Source organism: Citrobacter freundii complex sp. CFNIH2, from assembly GCF_002880615.1.
Lineage (GTDB): Bacteria > Pseudomonadota > Gammaproteobacteria > Enterobacterales > Enterobacteriaceae > Citrobacter_A > Citrobacter_A amalonaticus_F.
Genome location: NZ_CP025757.1, coordinates 3687274 through 3704605, shown reverse-complemented (window position 1 = coordinate 3704605; position 17332 = coordinate 3687274). Strand labels below are relative to the sequence as shown.

Sequence of the window (17332 nt, the reverse complement as noted above, 5' to 3'; positions counted from 1 at the left end):
TAAAGCGCTACACAACAACATCACAATAGTCGTAATAACCATAAGAATGGGGAAGGTCAGGATGAATATGAAGGGTAAAGCGTTACTGGCAGGATGTATCGCGTTGGCATTCAGCACAATGGTTCAGGCCGATATTAAAGTCGCTGTTGTCGGTGCGATGTCCGGTCCGGTAGCCCAGTATGGCGACCAGGAGTTTACTGGCGCGGAACAAGCGGTTGCAGACATTAATGCCAAAGGCGGAATCAAAGGCGAAAAACTGCAGATCGTAAAATATGATGATGCCTGTGACCCGAAACAAGCGGTCGCAGTCGCAAACAAAGTGATTAATGACGGCATCAAATACGTTATCGGCCACCTGTGCTCCTCTTCCACTCAGCCTGCGTCTGACATCTACGAAGACGAAGGCATTCTGATGATCACCCCGGCGGCAACGGCGCCGGAACTGACCGCGCGTGGCTATAAGCTGGTGCTGCGCACCACGGGCCTGGATTCAGATCAGGGCCCGACCGCCGCGAAATACATTCTGGAAAAAGTGAAGCCGCAGCGCATCGCGATCGTTCACGACAAACAACAGTACGGTGAAGGTCTGGCGCGTGCCGTGCAGGAAAACCTGAAGAAGGGCAACTCTAACGTGGTGTTCTTTGACGGTATCACCGCCGGTGAGAAAGACTTCTCCACGCTGGTGGCGCGTCTGAAGAAAGAGAACATCGACTTCGTTTACTACGGCGGTTATCACCCGGAAATGGGTCAGATCCTGCGTCAGGCACGTGCCGCGGGTCTGAAAACGCAGTTCATGGGCCCGGAAGGGGTGGCCAACGTTTCCCTGTCTAACATCGCCGGTGAATCGGCCGAAGGTCTGCTGGTGACCAAACCGAAGAACTACGACCAGGTGCCTGCGAACAAACCTATCGTTGATGCGATCAAGGCGAAGAAACAGGATCCGAGCGGTGCGTTCGTGTGGACCACCTACGCCGCGCTGCAATCTTTGCAGGCGGGCCTGAACCAGTCAGCCGATCCGGCTGAAATCGCCACCTGGCTGAAAGCGAACTCCGTGGATACCGTAATGGGGCCGCTGTCGTGGGATGAGAAGGGCGATCTGAAGGGCTTTGAATTCGGCGTCTTCGACTGGCATGCCAACGGTACGGCGACCGACGCGAAGTAATTTCCACGGCGCCTTTGCGGCGCTGCTTTGTTGGCCGGATAATCGTTATCCGGCCTTTTCTTACCAGCCGCCCCCGCCACCACCGCCGGATCCCCCGCCTGACGATCCTCTGCCTGAGGAACCGGAACCGCTGTAGCCTGAACCTGAAGAGCCTGTGGAGCTACGATCGGGTTTTGCGCTGGCCGCAGAATGACAGCCCCGACAAAAGTGATTCACATTCTCCCAGTCAGCCTTTTCAAAAATCTCTGACATCGTGCCCGTACTCTCTAAGTACCGGGCAAAAGTATTTGCCCACGTTTTCCCTACACCGAGTGCCAGCGCAACGGGCAACAGGCTTTCAAAGTGCGCAATCCGCTGGTCGGGTGGATAAAGCGCCTGATAACGTGGCTCTTCGGCCGTTTTGATATAGCGCATTAGCCCTTTAGCGACGGCTAAATCGTTCAGCCCACGCTGCGTATAGCGCGGCGTTTTCCAGCCAATGACCGCGCACAACACCATGGCGGTCAGCAGTGCGCCAACGTATCCCGCTGGAAGTTGGGTGATGGGGATCATGCCAAACAGGAACAAACTTCCTGCTGTGAGGGCAAAAGGACCAAATACGAGCGCCATCAGGATAGGAATCGGTCCCCAACTGCGCACTGCTATTATCGGGTGGCGTAAAAAGTTCAGGGAAAAGAGTACCAACGAAACCCCCACCGTCATAAACAGCAGGCCCGGAATAGTAAGGAGCGCTGCTGCCGGGCTAAACCAGACGCCGCAAACGATCGGAACAAGCAGAGCAATGTAAATGCAGCGACGAAACGGTTTCCCCCAGCTCTGGCATAACTGTGGCTTCTGCTCCTCGCAACGTTTTTCCAGCCACTTACGGGCATTAATCATCATCTGCTGATGTGGCGTACTGAGGTTGATATTCTTACGTTTACCGCTGAAAAGTGTACTCAATAGCTGTTTATCGGTGGCATTTAACGGCCTGTTTCTATCGTCCGGCGAACGGGATAGCCACTGTTCATCAATGGAGGATGAAGACCATATGCTTTTGGCTGTTGTCTTCTTGCTCGTTATCGTCACGGCACGTTTGGCAACCAGATCCAGCAGGTCGCTGCTGAATGCCACATCGTCATACTTACGCCGGGTGATGAAGCGCAGATAGCCAGGCGACATCGTTGCGGGCAGCGAGAATTGCGGTACGACCGGCGGCATTTTTAACCCTTTGGCGATAACGTTTTTACGCCACCAAAGCCCGTAGTAGCCAATAAGCAACAGAAGAGGGAGCCAGATGACACTGGTTTTCAGCGTTGGCATCAGTAAATGAACGAACGGCAATACCGCCTCTGGTGCGGCGGCATTCGACAGAATTGTGCGGGGCCAGGTATAGACAACGGTTAACCCTTCACCTGTGGCGAGAGGACGCGACGTTTGTATGCTGCCATCGGGCAGGATGACCGCGTTGTTTTCTTTTGCCCCCAGGCGACCAGTGTAAACGTCGATACTACGCAGTCGGGTATCTTTGCCCTCTGCGTTCAAATTATCTGCAGCTTCAGGCAGTTGCAGATGAAAACTGGCTCTTCTAATCGGCCAGTTCCAGTCGTTGCCCGTCACATTCCAGTAAAGCTCATCCCAGTCAGGAAAGCGGCTGAAATGGTTCCTGACCTGATAGCGAATCTCATACTGATAAATTCCCGGTTTCAGGATCCGCTCGGCGCTGCCAATACGAACGGTCAGCGTTTTGGTTGCCCGATCGAGGCTGTAAGATTCCGCGGCGCCATCGCGTGAGACTGATTTGATGGCATAGTCCACACTGAAAATTTTGCCGTCCTGTCGGTTCCAGGTCAGTGGCAGCGTTCGAAAAATCCCCCGTCTGATTTCGTTGCCCAGAGAGAGTACTTTGATGTTTTCCTGCATCTCCATGCTGCCATCCGGATTAAAACTCGCCCGGGAATCGAAGGAGAGAATATGTTCGTATGCGGGAATCCGTCGCGCATTGGCCGGAATCTGCGAGGCATCGATAATGTTGATGTCGTTGTGTGTGGCAGAACCAAAGCCTGTCAGTAACAGGAGCAACAGGCTGAAAGCGCGCAGTATCCGGGCGGAAAACGTTGGCATGTGGTCATTCCATCCGGGGTAATTGAGCTTCTTCAGGAGAGTCCAGTTCAAAGAAGACTTCCGCTCTGAAATTAAACAGGCGGGCCAGCAGCAGGCTGGGGAAAGATTCAACCAGAATATTAAAATCTCGCACTGTGCCGTTGAAATAGCGGCGTGCCATCTGTAGCTGTTCCTCTATTTCACTCAGGGATTGCTGTAGAGAGAGGAAGTTTTCACTGGCTTTGAGTTCAGGATACGCTTCCGCCAGCGCGAAGATACGGCTCAGCGTTGCAGAATACTGCTGCTCGCTGTCAGCGACCTGTTGAGGATTACCGACCAGGACGCTCCGTTGCCGGGTGATCTCTTCCAGTAGCTCTTTTTCGTGCTGGGCATAACGTTTGACCACGCTGAGCAGATTGGGGGCCAGATCGTGACGGCGCTTGAGTTGTACGGCAATGCCGCTCCACGCTTCGTCTTTAAAACGACGCAGCGAGATAAAGCGGTTATAGGTGAAGATGGCCCAGAGGATCACGACGGCGGCGACGGCCAGCCCGATGTACATTTCCATATGCTCATTCCATGACAGTAGTTGATGAGAGCGCAAATTTGATGATTCTCTGCGCAATTAGAGGCATGGTGAATCTTACCTCATCCATCACGGAGGGGTAAGTCGTCACCCTGATGAGATTGTCTGAATCCGCGTTAAGCGAGGAAAGTCCATTGATGGGCTTTCCTGTGAGAGGGGAACATGAGGACGCGTGTCGCTAACGCTTTTCCCAGCCGTTTTGCTGTGCGGTGAAACCCAGTACCTGCATAAACGCCGCCATGACGCCCCGGTCTTCCACGCCGACATCCGCCATCCACCAGGAGGAGACGTCCGGATTATCATGGATCACCTCTTCCACCAGATATTTTCCCACCCCCCGACGCCGCGTGACGTCACGGATGCGCAGTGAATCCAGCGCGCCCTGAGTGCCGCTCAGAGTGACCCTTACGGCGCCTAACAACCGCTCATTAAATCGTGCCGCGTAGATTCGGTGCGTTTCATCTACGCTTAAAGAGGCGGCGGAATACTCCGGCCAGATTTTGCCCAGGTCGATCAGATCCTGATCGCTAAAGTGTTCTAAACGAATGATGGTCAGCTTCATCGACAGCATGTCCAAATCACAAAAGAGAGTGCAAGTGTACCGAAATAATTCATCCGGACGCTTTCTCTTTTTTAAATCATTTGGCAGGTGATTAATTTTATGACGGTCAGAACCTCAGTTCGAAACATCAGAGAATGAAAAACAGGCAGGATAATACCCTGGAAGGCAGTGTTTTATTCGGCTCATTGTCCCGTTATTTTATGCTGACAAGTGTGCTTTTTTTTGTTTATCTATGATGAAAAGCAGAATATTATCTGTTCTTAATAGCCTGAAAAATAGAGATTTTAATCTGTATTTGCGAAAAATACTGCGCTAAACCATTAATCAGACTGGTAAAAATAGTGTAGTACAAATAAAGCACAGTCTGCTTTTTAACCATATAAATACAAAATAAGTACATCACGAATGGGGATTCAGTAAATGAAACGGAATGCGAAAACGGTCATCGCAGGGGTGATTGCACTGGCGATGTCACAGGCGGCAATGGCAGAGGATATTAAAGTTGCTGTTGTCGGCGCGATGTCGGGTCCGGTGGCTCAGTGGGGCGACATGGAATTTAACGGCGCACGTCAGGCCATTAAAGACATCAACGCGAAAGGCGGCATCAAAGGCGACAAGCTGGTGGGTGTGGAATATGACGACGCCTGCGATCCCAAACAGGCCGTGGCGGTGGCGAACAAAATCGTCAACGACGGTATTCAGTATGTGATTGGTCACCTCTGCTCTTCTTCTACTCAGCCTGCGTCGGATATTTACGAAGACGAAGGCATTCTGATGATCTCGCCTGGTGCGACTAACCCGGAACTGACGCAGCGCGGCTACGCGCACATCATGCGTACCGCCGGACTGGACTCTTCTCAGGGACCGACCGCGGCAAAATACATTCTCGAGCAGGTAAAACCACAGCGCATCGCCATTATTCACGACAAACAGCAGTACGGTGAAGGACTGGCGCGCTCCGTTCAGGACACGCTGAAAGCGGCAAACGCCAATATCGTCTTCTTTGATGGCATCACGGCAGGCGAGAAAGATTTCTCTGCGCTGCTCGCGCGCCTGAAAAAAGAGAACATCGACTTTGTGTACTACGGCGGCTACTACCCGGAAATGGGTCAGATGCTGCGCCAGGCGCGCTCCGTCGGGCTGAAAACCACGTTCATGGGGCCGGAAGGCGTGGGCAATGCGTCGCTGTCGAACATCGCGGGTGAGGCGGCCGAAGGCATGCTGGTCACCATGCCAAAACGCTATGACCAGGATCCGGCCAACAAAGCGATTGTTGATGCGCTGAAAGCCGATAAAAAAGATCCCACGGGTCCGTATGTGTGGATCACCTACGCTGCTGTGCAGTCACTGGCAACGGCAATGGACCGTTCTGGCAGCAAAGCGCCGCTGGATCTGGTGAAAGATTTAAAAGCAAACGGTGCTGATACCGTCATTGGGCCGCTGAAATGGGATGAAAAAGGCGATCTAAAGGGATTTGAATTTGGTGTCTTCCAGTGGCACGCCGATGGGGCATCCACGGCCGCCAAATAAGGCAACCACTCGTCATACTTCGAGCCGCAGATGCGTTGGCTGCGTTCACCCACCCCGGTCACGTACTCTGTGTACGCTCCCGGGGATGGGCAAACTTGCCGCCTTTCTGCAACTCGAATTATGTAGAGTGGGTTCAACATCCCGGTTTGTCGGGTTTAAAAGGTTATTTTATGTCCGAGCAGTTCCTGTACTTTTTGCAGCAGATGTTTAACGGCGTCACGCTGGGAAGCACCTACGCGCTGATCGCTATCGGTTACACCATGGTGTACGGCATTATCGGCATGATCAACTTCGCCCATGGCGAGGTGTACATGATCAGTAGCTATGTCTCTTTTATGATTATCGCAGCACTCATGATGATGGGGATTGATACCAGTTGGTTGCTGGTGGCTGCCGGATTCATTGGGGCGATCATCATTGCCAGCGCCTACGGCTGGAGCATTGAGCGGGTGGCTTATCGGCCCGTCCGGAGTTCCAAACGTCTGATTGCGCTTATCTCCGCGATTGGGATGTCTATCTTCCTGCAAAACTACGTCAGCCTGACGGAAGGTTCGCGCGACGTGGCGCTGCCCAGCCTGTTCAACGGTCAATGGGTGGTAGGGGCCAGCGAAAACTTCTCCGCCTCGATCACCACCATGCAACTGGTCATCTGGGTTGTGACCTTCCTGGCGATGCTGGCGCTGACCATTTTTATTCGTTATTCCCGCATGGGTCGCGCCTGCCGCGCCTGCGCGGAAGACCTGAAAATGGCCAGCCTGCTCGGGATTAACACGGACCGCGTGATTGCGCTGACCTTTGTGATTGGCGCAGCAATGGCGGCAGTGGCCGGCGTGCTGCTCGGGCAATTCTACGGGGTGATTAACCCTTATATCGGCTTTATGGCCGGGATGAAAGCCTTTACCGCAGCGGTTCTTGGCGGGATCGGCAGCATCCCAGGCGCGATGATTGGCGGCCTGATTCTGGGCGTCGCGGAAGCGCTTTCTTCTGCTTATCTGAGTACGGAATACAAAGATGTGGTGTCGTTCGCCCTGCTGATTCTGGTACTGCTGGTGATGCCGACCGGGATTCTGGGTCGTCCGGAGGTAGAGAAAGTATGAAACCGATGCATTTTGCAATGGCGCTGCTCTCTGCCGCGATGTTCTTCGTTCTGGCGGGCGTCTTTATGGGCGTTCAGCTACAGCTGGATGGCACCAAACTGGTGGTGGACACCGCTACCGACATCCGCTGGCAGTGGGTGTTTATCGGCACGGCCGTGGTCTTTTTCTTCCAGATGCTGCGCCCTATCTTCCAGAAGAGCCTGAAGAGCGTCTCCGGGCCGAAGTTTATTCTGCCAGCGATTGATGGCTCAACCGTGAAGCAGAAGCTGTTCCTGATTGCGCTGCTGGTGATTGCCGTGGCGTGGCCGTTTATGGTTTCGCGCGGCACGGTGGATATCGCCACGCTGACCATGATTTATATCATTCTCGGCCTGGGGCTGAACGTCGTCGTCGGGCTCTCCGGCCTGTTGGTACTGGGCTACGGCGGCTTCTACGCGATTGGCGCATATACCTTCGCGCTGCTGAACCACTATTACGGTCTCGGCTTCTGGACCTGTCTGCCGCTGGCAGGACTGGTTTCGGCAGCCGCGGGCTTCCTGCTGGGCTTCCCGGTGCTGCGTCTGCGCGGCGACTACCTGGCGATTGTGACGTTGGGCTTCGGTGAGATCGTCCGTATTCTGCTGCTCAACAATACGGAAATCACCGGCGGTCCGAACGGCATCAGTCAGATCCCGAAACCGACGTTGTTCGGTCTTGAGTTCAGCCGCAGTGCACGTGAAGGCGGTTGGGATACCTTCAGCCACTTCTTTAATGTGAAATACGATCCGTCCGATCGTGTGATTTTCCTCTACCTGGTCGCGCTGCTGCTGGTGGTGTTGAGCCTGTTTGTGATTAACCGCCTGCTGCGCATGCCGCTGGGACGAGCGTGGGAAGCGCTGCGTGAGGATGAGATCGCCTGTCGCTCGCTGGGCCTGAGTCCGACGCGCATCAAGCTGACCGCCTTTACCATCAGCGCCGCGTTTGCCGGTTTCGCCGGTACGCTGTTCGCGGCGCGTCAGGGGTTTGTCAGCCCTGAATCGTTCACCTTTGCCGAATCGGCGTTTGTGCTGGCGATTGTGGTGCTCGGCGGGATGGGCTCACAGTTTGCAGTGATCCTCGCGGCTATTCTGTTGGTGGTGTCGCGTGAACTGATGCGTGATTTCAACGAATACAGCATGTTAATGCTGGGTGGTTTGATGGTACTGATGATGATCTGGCGTCCGCAGGGCTTGCTGCCGATGACCCGTCCACAGTTGAAGCTGAAAAACGGGGAAGCGAAAGGAGAGCAGGCATGAGTCAGCCATTATTATCGGTTAACGGCCTGATGATGCGCTTCGGCGGTCTGTTGGCGGTGAACAACGTTGAACTGGAGCTGCATCCGCAAGAAATTGTGTCGCTGATTGGGCCGAACGGTGCCGGTAAGACCACGGTGTTTAACTGCCTGACCGGTTTTTATAAGCCGACGGGCGGCACCATTAAGCTTCGCGATCAGCACCTTGAAGGGCTGCCAGGACAACAAATTGCCCGGATGGGCGTGGTGCGAACCTTCCAGCACGTGCGTCTGTTTCGTGAAATGACGGTGATTGAAAACCTGCTGGTGGCGCAGCATCAGCAGCTGAAAACAGGCGTGTTTTCCGGTCTGCTGAAAACCCCGGCGTTTCGTCGGGCGCAGAGCGAAGCGCTGGATCGTGCGGCCACCTGGCTTGAGCGTATCGGGTTGCTGGAACATGCGAACCGTCAGGCCAGCAACCTGGCTTATGGCGACCAGCGCCGTCTGGAGATCGCCCGCTGTATGGTGACGCAGCCAGAAATTTTGATGCTGGATGAACCGGCTGCGGGTCTTAACCCGAAAGAGACCAAAGAGCTGGACGAACTGATTGCCGAACTGCGCAACCATCACAACACCACCATTCTGCTCATTGAGCACGATATGAAGCTGGTGATGGGGATTTCCGACCGTATTTACGTGGTGAACCAGGGCACGCCGCTGGCGAACGGGACGCCGGAACAGATTCGTAATAACCCGGACGTGATCCGTGCATACCTTGGTGAGGCATAAGATGGAAAAAGTCATGTTGTCCTTTGACAAAGTCAGTGCCCACTACGGCAAAATTCAGGCGCTGCACGAGGTGAGCCTGCACATCAATCAGGGAGAGATTGTGACCTTGATTGGTGCCAACGGCGCGGGAAAAACCACGCTGCTCGGCACGCTGTGCGGCGATCCGCGAGCAACCAGCGGCCGGATTGTGTTTGATGACAAAGACATTACCGACTGGCAAACAGCGAAAATCATGCGTGAAGCGGTGGCGATCGTTCCGGAAGGGCGTCGCGTGTTTTCCCGCATGACGGTGGAAGAGAATCTGGCGATGGGCGGTTTTTTTGCCGAGCGCGATCAGTTCCAGGAACGCATCAAGTGGGTATACGAATTGTTCCCGCGTTTGCATGAGCGTCGTATTCAGCGTGCGGGCACCATGTCCGGCGGTGAACAGCAGATGCTGGCGATTGGTCGTGCGCTGATGAGCGAGCCGCGCCTGCTGCTGCTTGATGAGCCATCTCTGGGGCTGGCGCCGATTATTATCCAGCAGATCTTCGACACTATCGAACAACTGCGCGAACAGGGAATGACCATCTTCCTTGTTGAGCAGAACGCCAATCAGGCGCTGAAGCTGGCCGATCGCGGTTACGTGCTGGAGAACGGCCATGTCGTTCTCGAGGATACCGGCGCGCGGCTTCTGGCCAACGAAGCGGTGCGTAGCGCCTATTTAGGCGGTTAAACGGTCGGTGATGCCTGATGACGACGCATTGCGTCTTATCAGGCCTACAAGACCAGGCCGTTTGTATTGCCCGGTGGCGCATACGCTTACCGGGCTTATAGGATCGACCAGGCCGGGTAAGGCGAAGCCGCCACCCGGCTTTTTTTCTGTTTTCTTGCCACCGAAACGTCATTCACCTGAAGCCTGGCTGTCACCGCTTCGTCATCTAACGGTTATCTTTCTGTCATTCGCGCATGTCATGTTACCTCGCGAGCATAAAACGCGTGATTTCGCGCATCCGGCACAATAAGAGAGATGATGACAATGACATCGTTACGACACACAGCTTTGGGTCTGGCGGTTGGTCTGGCTTTTGCGACGAACGCAATGGCCGTTACCACCATTCCGTTCTGGCATTCCATGGAAGGGGAGTTGGGTAAAGAAGTTGACTCCCTGGCGCAACGTTTCAACGACACCCACCCGGATTACAAGATTGTGCCGGTGTACAAAGGTAACTACGAGCAGAGCCTGAGCGCCGGTATCGCCGCGTTCCGTACCGGAAATGCACCGGCACTGCTGCAGGTTTATGAAGTCGGTACCGCGACGATGATGGCCTCGAAAGCGATCAAACCGGTTTACGAAGTGTTCAAGGATGCGGGCATCAACTTCGACGAATCGCAGTTTGTACCGACCGTTTCCGGTTACTACACCGATTCGAAAACCGGGCATCTGCTGTCTCAGCCGTTTAACAGTTCCACTCCGGTGCTGTACTACAACAAAGACGCCTTCAAAAAAGCGGGCTTAGATCCGGAGCAGCCGCCGAAAACCTGGCAGGATCTGGCGGACTACACCGCGAAGCTGAAAGCCGCGGGGATGAAGTGTGGCTACGCCAGCGGCTGGCAGGGTTGGATCCAGATTGAAAACTTCAGTGCCTGGCACGGTTTGCCGGTGGCGACCCAGAACAATGGCTTCGACGGTACTGATGCGGTGCTGGAGTTCAACAAGCCAGAGCAGGTAAAACACATCGCGCTGCTGGAAGCACTGAACAAGAAGGGCGATTTCAGCTACTTCGGTCGTAAAGACGAATCCACTGAGAAGTTCTATAACGGCGATTGCGCTATCACCACCGCCTCTTCCGGTTCGCTTGCCGATATCCGTCACTACGCCAAATTCAACTATGGCGTCGGCATGATGCCTTACGATGCTGACGCCAAAGGCGCACCGCAGAACGCCATCATCGGCGGCGCGAGCCTGTGGGTAATGCAGGGCAAAGACAGCGACACCTACAAAGGCGTTGCCGGGTTCCTCGACTTCCTGGCAAAACCGGAAAATGCGGCCGAATGGCATCAGAAGACCGGTTATCTGCCGATCACCAAAGCGGCTTACGACCTGACTCGTGAGCAGGGCTTCTATGACAAGAACCCTGGTGCGGATATTGCGACCCGCCAGATGCTGAACAAGCCGCCATTGCCGTTCACCAAAGGGCTGCGTCTGGGCAATATGCCGCAGATTCGTACCATCGTTGATGAAGAACTGGAAAGCGTGTGGACCGGCAAGAAAACCCCGCAGCAGGCGCTGGATGCCGCTGTTGAGCGAGGTAATCAGTTGCTGCGCCGCTTTGAGCAGTCGACGAAGTCTAAATGATGGAAATGCCGGATGGCGCTGCGCTTATCCGGCCTACGGGGTATCTCCTGTAGGCCGGGTAAGGCGGCAGCCGTCACCCGGCACAGTTCAGGACAACTATCTCAATGTCATCATCTCGTCCGGTGTTTCGCTCGCGTTGGCTGCCTTATTTGCTGGTCGCACCACAGCTGGCGATCACCGTCATTTTCTTCATCTGGCCTGCGGGCGAAGCGCTCTGGTATTCACTACAAAGCGTCGATCCGTTTGGGCTGTCCAGTCAGTTCGTGGGGCTGGACAATTTCGTCACGCTGTTTCATGACAGCTACTATCTCGACGCTTTCTGGACGACGATCAAATTCAGCGCGCTGGTGACCTTCAGCGGCCTGCTGGTGTCGTTGTTCTTCGCCGCGCTGGTGGATTACGTGGTGCGCGGCAGTCGTTTGTATCAGACGCTGATGCTACTGCCCTATGCCGTGGCGCCAGCGGTGGCCGCCGTGCTGTGGATTTTCCTGTTTAACCCAGGACGTGGGCTAATTACCCACATCCTTGAGCAGTTTGGTTATGACTGGAACCACGCGCAGAACAGCGGACAGGCGATGTTCCTGGTGGTTTTTGCTTCCGTCTGGAAGCAAATTAGTTACAACTTCCTTTTCTTCTTTGCCGCATTGCAATCGATCCCACGTTCGCTGGTTGAAGCCGCCGCGATCGATGGCGCAGGGCCTGTCCGCCGCTTCTTCAGGCTGGCGTTACCGCTGATCGCGCCGGTGAGTTTCTTCCTGCTGGTGGTCAATCTGGTCTACGCCTTCTTCGACACGTTCCCGGTGATCGATGCCGCGACCGCCGGCGGTCCGGTACAGGCCACCACGACGCTGATTTATAAGATCTATCGCGAAGGGTTTGCCGGGCTGGATCTCTCTGCGTCTGCCGCGCAGTCGGTGGTACTGATGTTCCTTGTCATCATTCTGACGGTGGTGCAGTTCCGCTATGTGGAAAGTAAGGTGCGTTACCAATGATTGAGAACCGTCGCGGGCTGACGATATTCAGCCACACCATGCTGATTCTGGGGATTGTCGTGATTTTGTTCCCGCTGTACGTCGCGTTTGTCGCGGCGACGCTGGACAACAACGCGGTGTTTGAAACGCCGATGACGCTTATCCCCGGTACGCATCTGCTGGAAAACATGAAAAACATCTGGGTCAACGGCGTCGGTGTGAACAGCGCGCCGTTCTGGCTGATGATGCTCAACAGCTTCATCATGGCGTTTGGCATTACGGTGGGGAAAATCGCGGTCTCAATGCTTTCCGCCTTTGCCATCGTCTGGTTTCGTTTTCCGCTGCGTAATCTGTTTTTCTGGATGATTTTTATCACCCTGATGCTGCCGGTTGAAGTGCGTATCTTCCCGACGGTGGAAGTGATCGCCAACCTGAGAATGCTCGACAGTTACGCAGGATTGACGCTGCCGCTGATGGCATCGGCGACCGCCACCTTTCTGTTCCGCCAGTTCTTTATGACCCTGCCGGATGAACTGATTGAAGCGGCACGCATTGACGGCGCCTCGCCGATGCGCTTTTTCCGCGACATCGTGCTGCCGTTGTCGAAAACCAATCTGGCGGCGCTGTTCGTCATCACCTTTATCTATGGCTGGAACCAGTATCTGTGGCCGTTGCTGATTATTACCGACGTCAATCTGGGGACTGCCGTAGCGGGGATCAAAGGCATGATTGCCACCGGCGAAGGCACCACCTTGTGGAATCAGGTGATGGCGGCAATGCTGCTGACCCTCATCCCCCCGGTCATTATCGTTTTAGCCATGCAGCGGGCGTTTGTGCGTGGTTTAGTAGACAGTGAGAAGTAGGATACCGCGATGGCAGGTTTAAAATTACAGGCAGTAACTAAAAGCTGGGATGGCAAAACCCAGGTGATTCAACCGCTGACGCTGAACGTGGCGGACGGTGAGTTCATTGTGATGGTCGGCCCGTCCGGCTGTGGGAAATCAACGCTTCTGCGGATGGTGGCCGGGCTGGAGCGCGTTACGAGCGGCGATATCTGGATCGACCGCCAGCGCGTGACTGAAATGGAGCCAAAAGATCGCGGGATCGCGATGGTCTTCCAGAACTATGCGCTCTACCCGCACATGAGCGTGGAAGAGAACATGGCGTGGGGACTGAAAATCCGTGGGATGGGCAAGGGCCACATCGAACAACGGGTGAAAGAAGCGGCGCGTATTCTCGAACTGGACGGTCTGCTCAAACGCCGTCCGCGTGAACTTTCCGGCGGTCAGCGCCAGCGCGTGGCGATGGGGCGCGCCATTGTGCGTGACCCTGCGGTGTTCCTGTTTGATGAGCCGCTGTCGAATCTCGATGCCAAACTACGCGTGCAGATGCGTCTGGAGCTCCAGCATCTGCACCGTCGTCTGAAAACTACCTCGCTATACGTAACCCACGATCAGGTCGAAGCGATGACGCTCGCCCAACGCGTGATGGTGATGAACAAAGGTATTGCCGAGCAGATTGGCACGCCGGTAGAGGTCTATGAAAAACCGGCCAGCCGCTTTGTGGCGAGCTTTATCGGCAGTCCGGCGATGAACCTGCTGGAAGGTCGTATCAGCCATGCGGGTACGCACTTCGAACTGGAAAGCGGCATGGCGCTGCCCATCAATTGGTACTATCGTGGTTACGCCGGGCGAAAAATGACGCTGGGTATCCGCCCGGAACATATTGCGCTAAGCTCCCAGGCGGAGGGCGGTGTGCCGCTGGTAATGGACACGCTGGAGATGCTGGGTGCCGATAATCTGGCGCACGGTCGCTGGGGCGATCAGAAACTGGTGGTGCGTCTGGCCCATCAGGAACGCCCAAAGGCAGGCAGCACGCTGTGGTTACATCTGCCGGAAAATCATTTGCACCTTTTTGATGGTGAAACAGGACAACGTGTATGAGTCACTGGCCTTATCCCCACATCGTCGCCCATCGTGGCGGCGGTAAACTGGCGCCGGAAAACACGCTGGCGGCGATCGACGTCGGCGCGCATTACGGGCACACCATGATTGAGTTCGACGCAAAGCTGTCGAAGGACGGGGAAATTTTCCTGCTGCACGACGATAACCTTGAGCGCACCAGCAACGGCTGGGGCGTGGCGGGAGAGCTCAACTGGCAGGATTTGCTGCGGGTGGATGCCGGTGGCTGGTACAGCGGCGAGTTTAAAGGCGAACCGCTGCCGCTGCTCTCGCAGGTGGCAGTGCGTTGCCGCCAGCATGGCCTGATGGCCAATATCGAAATTAAACCGACTACCGGAACCGGACCGCTGACGGGGAAAGCGATTGCCCTCGCCGCACGCGATCTGTGGCAGGGGATGGCGGCGCCGCTGCTGTCATCATTTGAAATTGATGCGCTGGAAGCCGCACAAGCGGCAGTGCCTGAACTGCCGCGCGGGCTACTGCTCGACGAGTGGCGTGATGACTGGCGCGAGCTGACCACTCGCCTGGCGTGCGTGTCGATTCACCTGAATCACAGGCTACTGGATGAAGCGCGGGTCAGGCAGTTGAAAGCGGCGGGATTACATATTCTGGTGTACACCGTCAACAAACCCCAGCGTGCGGCGGAACTGCTACGCTGGGGCGTGGATTGCATCTGTACCGATGCAATTGATGTGATTGGTCCGGACTTTACTGCTGCGGATTAAGCATATCGCCATTCTGACGCGGCGGTAGCATGTGCTGCTGGCCGCTCTCCAGGCGCGTATTGCCGCTCAACATTCCGCCGTTGGTATTGGGTAACGGTTGTTCGCGTACCTGACCCTGTTGGATCCGCTGTTGATTGTTGTTCATCTGCGTTTGCAGATTTTGCTGCTGAAGCTGCGTCTGCGTTTTTAACTGCTGATTCAGCATCCCTTTCTGCTGGATTTGCTGCGTCTGCATTTGCGTTTGCATCCGCTGCTGGCTGGGGATCTGATAACCCGGCTGGTTCGGATTGTTCAGCGTGTTAATCGGCTGTGCGAGACAGGCAAACGGCAGTAGCGCTGTCAAAATTAAGTATCGTTTCATCATCTTTCCTCCACTGAGGTATCTCTTAAGTTTACCCCTTTCCCGGCGAAACGAGGATCATTTCAGAGTTATGCACCAGGCTTAGTGGGGGGCTGACCCCGCATCTTTGGAGAATCACGATGATAAAACCGACGTTCTTACGCCGGGTAGCCCTTGCTGCTCTGCTCTCAGGAAGCTGTTTCAGCGTACTTGCTGCTCCCCCTCCACCCCCTCCGGTATCGTATGGGGTGGAAGAGGATGTGTTCCATCCCGTTCGCGCGAAGCAGGGGATGGTGGCCTCGGTCGATGCCATGGCCACAAAGGTTGGTGTGGATATTCTCAAACAGGGCGGGAACGCCGTGGATGCTGCGGTCGCCGTAGGGTATGCGCTGGCGGTGACGCATCCGCAGGCCGGTAATCTGGGCGGCGGCGGCTTTATGTTGCTGCGCACCAAAGACGGAAAGACCACGGCGATCGATTTTCGCGAAATGGCGCCCGCTCACGCCACGCGCGATATGTTCCTCGACGACCAGGGCAATCCGGACAGTAAAAAATCGCTGACCTCCCATCTGGCGTCCGGCACGCCGGGCACCGTGGCCGGGTTCTCTCTGGCGCTGGAAAAATATGGCACCCTGCCGCTCAACAAGGTGGTGCGTCCGGCGATCAAACTGGCGGAAGAGGGCTTTGTGGTTAACGATGCGCTGGCGGACGATCTGAAAACCTACGGCAGCGAAGTGTTGCCGAACCACGAAAACAGCAAAGCTATTTTCTGGAAGGATGGTGTACCGCTGAAAAAGGGCGACAAGCTGGTACAAAAAAATCTGGCGAAAAGCCTGGAGCTGATTGCGGAAAAGGGACCGGATGCCTTCTATAAAGGGTCGATTGCCGACCAGATCGCGCAGGAAATGCAGAAAAATGGCGGGCTGATGACCAAAGAAGATTTGGCGGGCTATCAGGCGGTAGAGCGCACGCCGATTAGCGGTGACTATCGCGGATATCAGGTCTTCTCCATGCCGCCGCCGTCCTCTGGCGGGATCCACATCGTGCAAATCCTGAATATCCTTGAAAACTTCGACATGAAGAAATACGGCTTCGGCAGTGCGGACGCCATGCAGGTGATGGCGGAAGCGGAGAAACAGGCCTATGCCGATCGCTCAGAATACCTGGGCGACCCGGATTTTGTGAAGGTGCCGTGGCAGGCGCTGACCAACAAAGATTACGCCAAATCGATTGCTGAACGGATCGATATCAACAAGGCGAAACCCTCCAGCGAAATTCGTCCAGGTAAACTGGCGCCATACGAGAGTAACCAGACCACTCACTTCTCGGTGGTGGATAAAGACGGCAACGCCGTGGCGGTCACTTATACCCTCAACACCACCTTCGGGACCGGCATTGTGGCGGGTAACACCGGCATTCTGATGAATAACGAGATGGATGACTTCTCAGCCAAACCGGGCGTGCCAAACGTTTATGGTCTGGTGGGGGGCGATGCCAACGCCGTTGGACCGAAGAAACGCCCGCTGTCGTCAATGTCGCCCACCATTGTGGTGAAAGACGGCAAAACCTGGCTGGTTACGGGCAGTCCGGGCGGGAGTCGTATTATCACGACCGTGCTGCAAATGGTGGTCAACAGCATCGATTTCGGGATGAATGTGGCGGAAGCGACCAACGCGCCGCGTTTCCATCATCAGTGGCTGCCGGATGAGCTGCGTGTGGAGAAAGGCTTTAGCCCGGATACCCTCAAACTGCTTGAGCAAAAAGGGCAAAAGGTTGCGCTGAAAGAGGCGATGGGTAGCACGCAGAGCATTATGGTAGGGCCAGACGGCGCGCTGTACGGCGCATCAGACCCACGCACAGTGGACGATTTAACGGCAGGATATTGATTTTGTTGCCGGGTGGCGGTTTCGCCTTACCGGGCCTACGTTTGTGCAGCTGTC

Annotated in this window: 16 protein-coding genes; 12 read left to right on the top strand and 4 right to left on the bottom strand. The window is 55.4% G+C overall.

The features are described from left to right. Positions 1-61 precede the first annotated feature (61 nt). Positions 62-1162 (top strand): branched chain amino acid ABC transporter substrate-binding protein LivJ, encoded by a 1101-nt coding sequence (gene livJ / locus WM46_RS18150; RefSeq protein WP_187394401.1) that lies wholly within the window; start codon positions 62-64, stop codon positions 1160-1162. 60 nt (positions 1163-1222) lie between these two features. On the opposite strand, the gene WM46_RS18145 is transcribed toward livJ, so the two are convergent. The 3 genes from WM46_RS18145 to panM all read right to left on the bottom strand — a co-directional run bounded on the left by WM46_RS18145 (position 1223) and on the right by panM (position 4392). Then, the gene (locus WM46_RS18145) at positions 1223-3265 is read right to left on the bottom strand and encodes a DUF2207 domain-containing protein (protein ID WP_102602964.1); all 2043 of its coding nucleotides are present in this window, start codon (positions 3263-3265) and stop codon (positions 1223-1225) included. A gap of 4 nt (positions 3266-3269) precedes the next feature. After that, positions 3270-3812, bottom strand: a complete 543-nt coding sequence (locus tag WM46_RS18140; protein ID WP_061076042.1) for a LemA family protein — start codon at positions 3810-3812, stop codon at positions 3270-3272. A gap of 196 nt (positions 3813-4008) precedes the next feature. Continuing rightward, positions 4009-4392 carry an aspartate 1-decarboxylase autocleavage activator PanM gene (gene panM / locus WM46_RS18135; protein WP_061077961.1) on the bottom strand — a complete coding sequence of 128 codons (384 nt, stop codon included), beginning with the start codon at positions 4390-4392 and terminating at the stop codon, positions 4009-4011. Between the two features lie 420 nt (positions 4393-4812). Here panM and livK point away from each other — a divergent pair, with 420 nt between their 5' ends. From livK to ugpQ, 10 genes are all read left to right on the top strand, one after another. After that, the gene (livK, locus tag WM46_RS18130) at positions 4813-5922 is read left to right on the top strand and encodes a high-affinity branched-chain amino acid ABC transporter substrate-binding protein LivK (RefSeq protein WP_102602963.1); all 1110 of its coding nucleotides are present in this window, start codon (positions 4813-4815) and stop codon (positions 5920-5922) included. A 170-nt stretch (positions 5923-6092) separates the two neighbouring features. Continuing rightward, positions 6093-7019 carry a high-affinity branched-chain amino acid ABC transporter permease LivH gene (gene livH, locus WM46_RS18125; protein WP_061076044.1) on the top strand — a complete coding sequence of 309 codons (927 nt, stop codon included), beginning with the start codon at positions 6093-6095 and terminating at the stop codon, positions 7017-7019. Further along, positions 7016-8293, top strand: a complete 1278-nt coding sequence (livM, locus tag WM46_RS18120) for a branched chain amino acid ABC transporter permease LivM (RefSeq protein WP_102602962.1) — start codon at positions 7016-7018, stop codon at positions 8291-8293. The genes livH and livM overlap by 4 nt, the downstream gene beginning before the upstream one ends. Next, positions 8290-9057 carry a high-affinity branched-chain amino acid ABC transporter ATP-binding protein LivG gene (livG, locus tag WM46_RS18115; protein WP_042998472.1) on the top strand — a complete coding sequence of 256 codons (768 nt, stop codon included), beginning with the start codon at positions 8290-8292 and terminating at the stop codon, positions 9055-9057. The genes livM and livG overlap by 4 nt, the downstream gene beginning before the upstream one ends. Before the next feature lies 1 nt (position 9058). Continuing rightward, positions 9059-9772, top strand: coding sequence for a high-affinity branched-chain amino acid ABC transporter ATP-binding protein LivF (gene livF, locus WM46_RS18110; protein WP_061076046.1), 714 nt, complete (start codon positions 9059-9061; stop codon positions 9770-9772). Positions 9773-10075: 303 nt separating this feature from the next. Then, positions 10076-11395 carry a sn-glycerol-3-phosphate ABC transporter substrate-binding protein UgpB gene (ugpB, locus tag WM46_RS18105; RefSeq protein ID WP_102602961.1) on the top strand — a complete coding sequence of 440 codons (1320 nt, stop codon included), beginning with the start codon at positions 10076-10078 and terminating at the stop codon, positions 11393-11395. 104 nt (positions 11396-11499) lie between these two features. Then, positions 11500-12387, top strand: a complete 888-nt coding sequence (gene ugpA / locus WM46_RS18100) for a sn-glycerol-3-phosphate ABC transporter permease UgpA (RefSeq protein WP_102602960.1) — start codon at positions 11500-11502, stop codon at positions 12385-12387. Next, the gene (gene ugpE, locus WM46_RS18095; protein WP_061076049.1) at positions 12384-13229 is read left to right on the top strand and encodes a sn-glycerol-3-phosphate ABC transporter permease UgpE; all 846 of its coding nucleotides are present in this window, start codon (positions 12384-12386) and stop codon (positions 13227-13229) included. Before ugpA ends, ugpE begins: the two co-directional genes overlap by 4 nt. A 9-nt stretch (positions 13230-13238) precedes the next feature. Further along, on the top strand, positions 13239-14309 hold the full coding sequence (locus WM46_RS18090; RefSeq protein ID WP_102602959.1) for a sn-glycerol-3-phosphate import ATP-binding protein UgpC: 1071 nt from the start codon (positions 13239-13241) through the stop codon (positions 14307-14309). Beyond that, on the top strand, positions 14306-15052 hold the full coding sequence (gene ugpQ, locus WM46_RS18085; RefSeq protein WP_102602958.1) for a glycerophosphodiester phosphodiesterase: 747 nt from the start codon (positions 14306-14308) through the stop codon (positions 15050-15052). The genes WM46_RS18090 and ugpQ overlap by 4 nt, the downstream gene beginning before the upstream one ends. On the opposite strand, the gene WM46_RS18080 is transcribed toward ugpQ, so the two are convergent. Continuing rightward, positions 15036-15413, bottom strand: coding sequence for a DUF2756 family protein (locus WM46_RS18080; RefSeq protein WP_061076052.1), 378 nt, complete (start codon positions 15411-15413; stop codon positions 15036-15038). The genes ugpQ and WM46_RS18080 overlap by 17 nt on opposite strands. A 119-nt stretch (positions 15414-15532) precedes the next feature. Here WM46_RS18080 and ggt point away from each other — a divergent pair, with 119 nt between their 5' ends. Further along, positions 15533-17278 carry a gamma-glutamyltransferase gene (gene ggt / locus WM46_RS18075; RefSeq protein WP_187394400.1) on the top strand — a complete coding sequence of 582 codons (1746 nt, stop codon included), beginning with the start codon at positions 15533-15535 and terminating at the stop codon, positions 17276-17278. Positions 17279-17332 lie beyond the last annotated feature (54 nt).

What these genes read in the sequence shown, in the direction of transcription:
- livJ (WP_187394401.1), top strand. Translation starts at nt 62, where the DNA reads ATGAATATGAAGGGTAAAGCGTTACTGGCAGGATGTATCGCGTTGGCA.
- WM46_RS18145 (WP_102602964.1), bottom strand. Translation starts at nt 3,265, where the DNA reads ATGCCAACGTTTTCCGCCCGGATACTGCGCGCTTTCAGCCTGTTGCTC.
- WM46_RS18140 (WP_061076042.1), bottom strand. Translation starts at nt 3,812, where the DNA reads ATGGAAATGTACATCGGGCTGGCCGTCGCCGCCGTCGTGATCCTCTGG.
- panM (WP_061077961.1), bottom strand. Translation starts at nt 4,392, where the DNA reads ATGAAGCTGACCATCATTCGTTTAGAACACTTTAGCGATCAGGATCTG.
- livK (WP_102602963.1), top strand. Translation starts at nt 4,813, where the DNA reads ATGAAACGGAATGCGAAAACGGTCATCGCAGGGGTGATTGCACTGGCG.
- livH (WP_061076044.1), top strand. Translation starts at nt 6,093, where the DNA reads ATGTCCGAGCAGTTCCTGTACTTTTTGCAGCAGATGTTTAACGGCGTC.
- livM (WP_102602962.1), top strand. Translation starts at nt 7,016, where the DNA reads ATGAAACCGATGCATTTTGCAATGGCGCTGCTCTCTGCCGCGATGTTC.
- livG (WP_042998472.1), top strand. Translation starts at nt 8,290, where the DNA reads ATGAGTCAGCCATTATTATCGGTTAACGGCCTGATGATGCGCTTCGGC.
- livF (WP_061076046.1), top strand. Translation starts at nt 9,059, where the DNA reads ATGGAAAAAGTCATGTTGTCCTTTGACAAAGTCAGTGCCCACTACGGC.
- ugpB (WP_102602961.1), top strand. Translation starts at nt 10,076, where the DNA reads ATGACATCGTTACGACACACAGCTTTGGGTCTGGCGGTTGGTCTGGCT.
- ugpA (WP_102602960.1), top strand. Translation starts at nt 11,500, where the DNA reads ATGTCATCATCTCGTCCGGTGTTTCGCTCGCGTTGGCTGCCTTATTTG.
- ugpE (WP_061076049.1), top strand. Translation starts at nt 12,384, where the DNA reads ATGATTGAGAACCGTCGCGGGCTGACGATATTCAGCCACACCATGCTG.
- WM46_RS18090 (WP_102602959.1), top strand. Translation starts at nt 13,239, where the DNA reads ATGGCAGGTTTAAAATTACAGGCAGTAACTAAAAGCTGGGATGGCAAA.
- ugpQ (WP_102602958.1), top strand. Translation starts at nt 14,306, where the DNA reads ATGAGTCACTGGCCTTATCCCCACATCGTCGCCCATCGTGGCGGCGGT.
- WM46_RS18080 (WP_061076052.1), bottom strand. Translation starts at nt 15,413, where the DNA reads ATGAAACGATACTTAATTTTGACAGCGCTACTGCCGTTTGCCTGTCTC.
- ggt (WP_187394400.1), top strand. Translation starts at nt 15,533, where the DNA reads ATGATAAAACCGACGTTCTTACGCCGGGTAGCCCTTGCTGCTCTGCTC.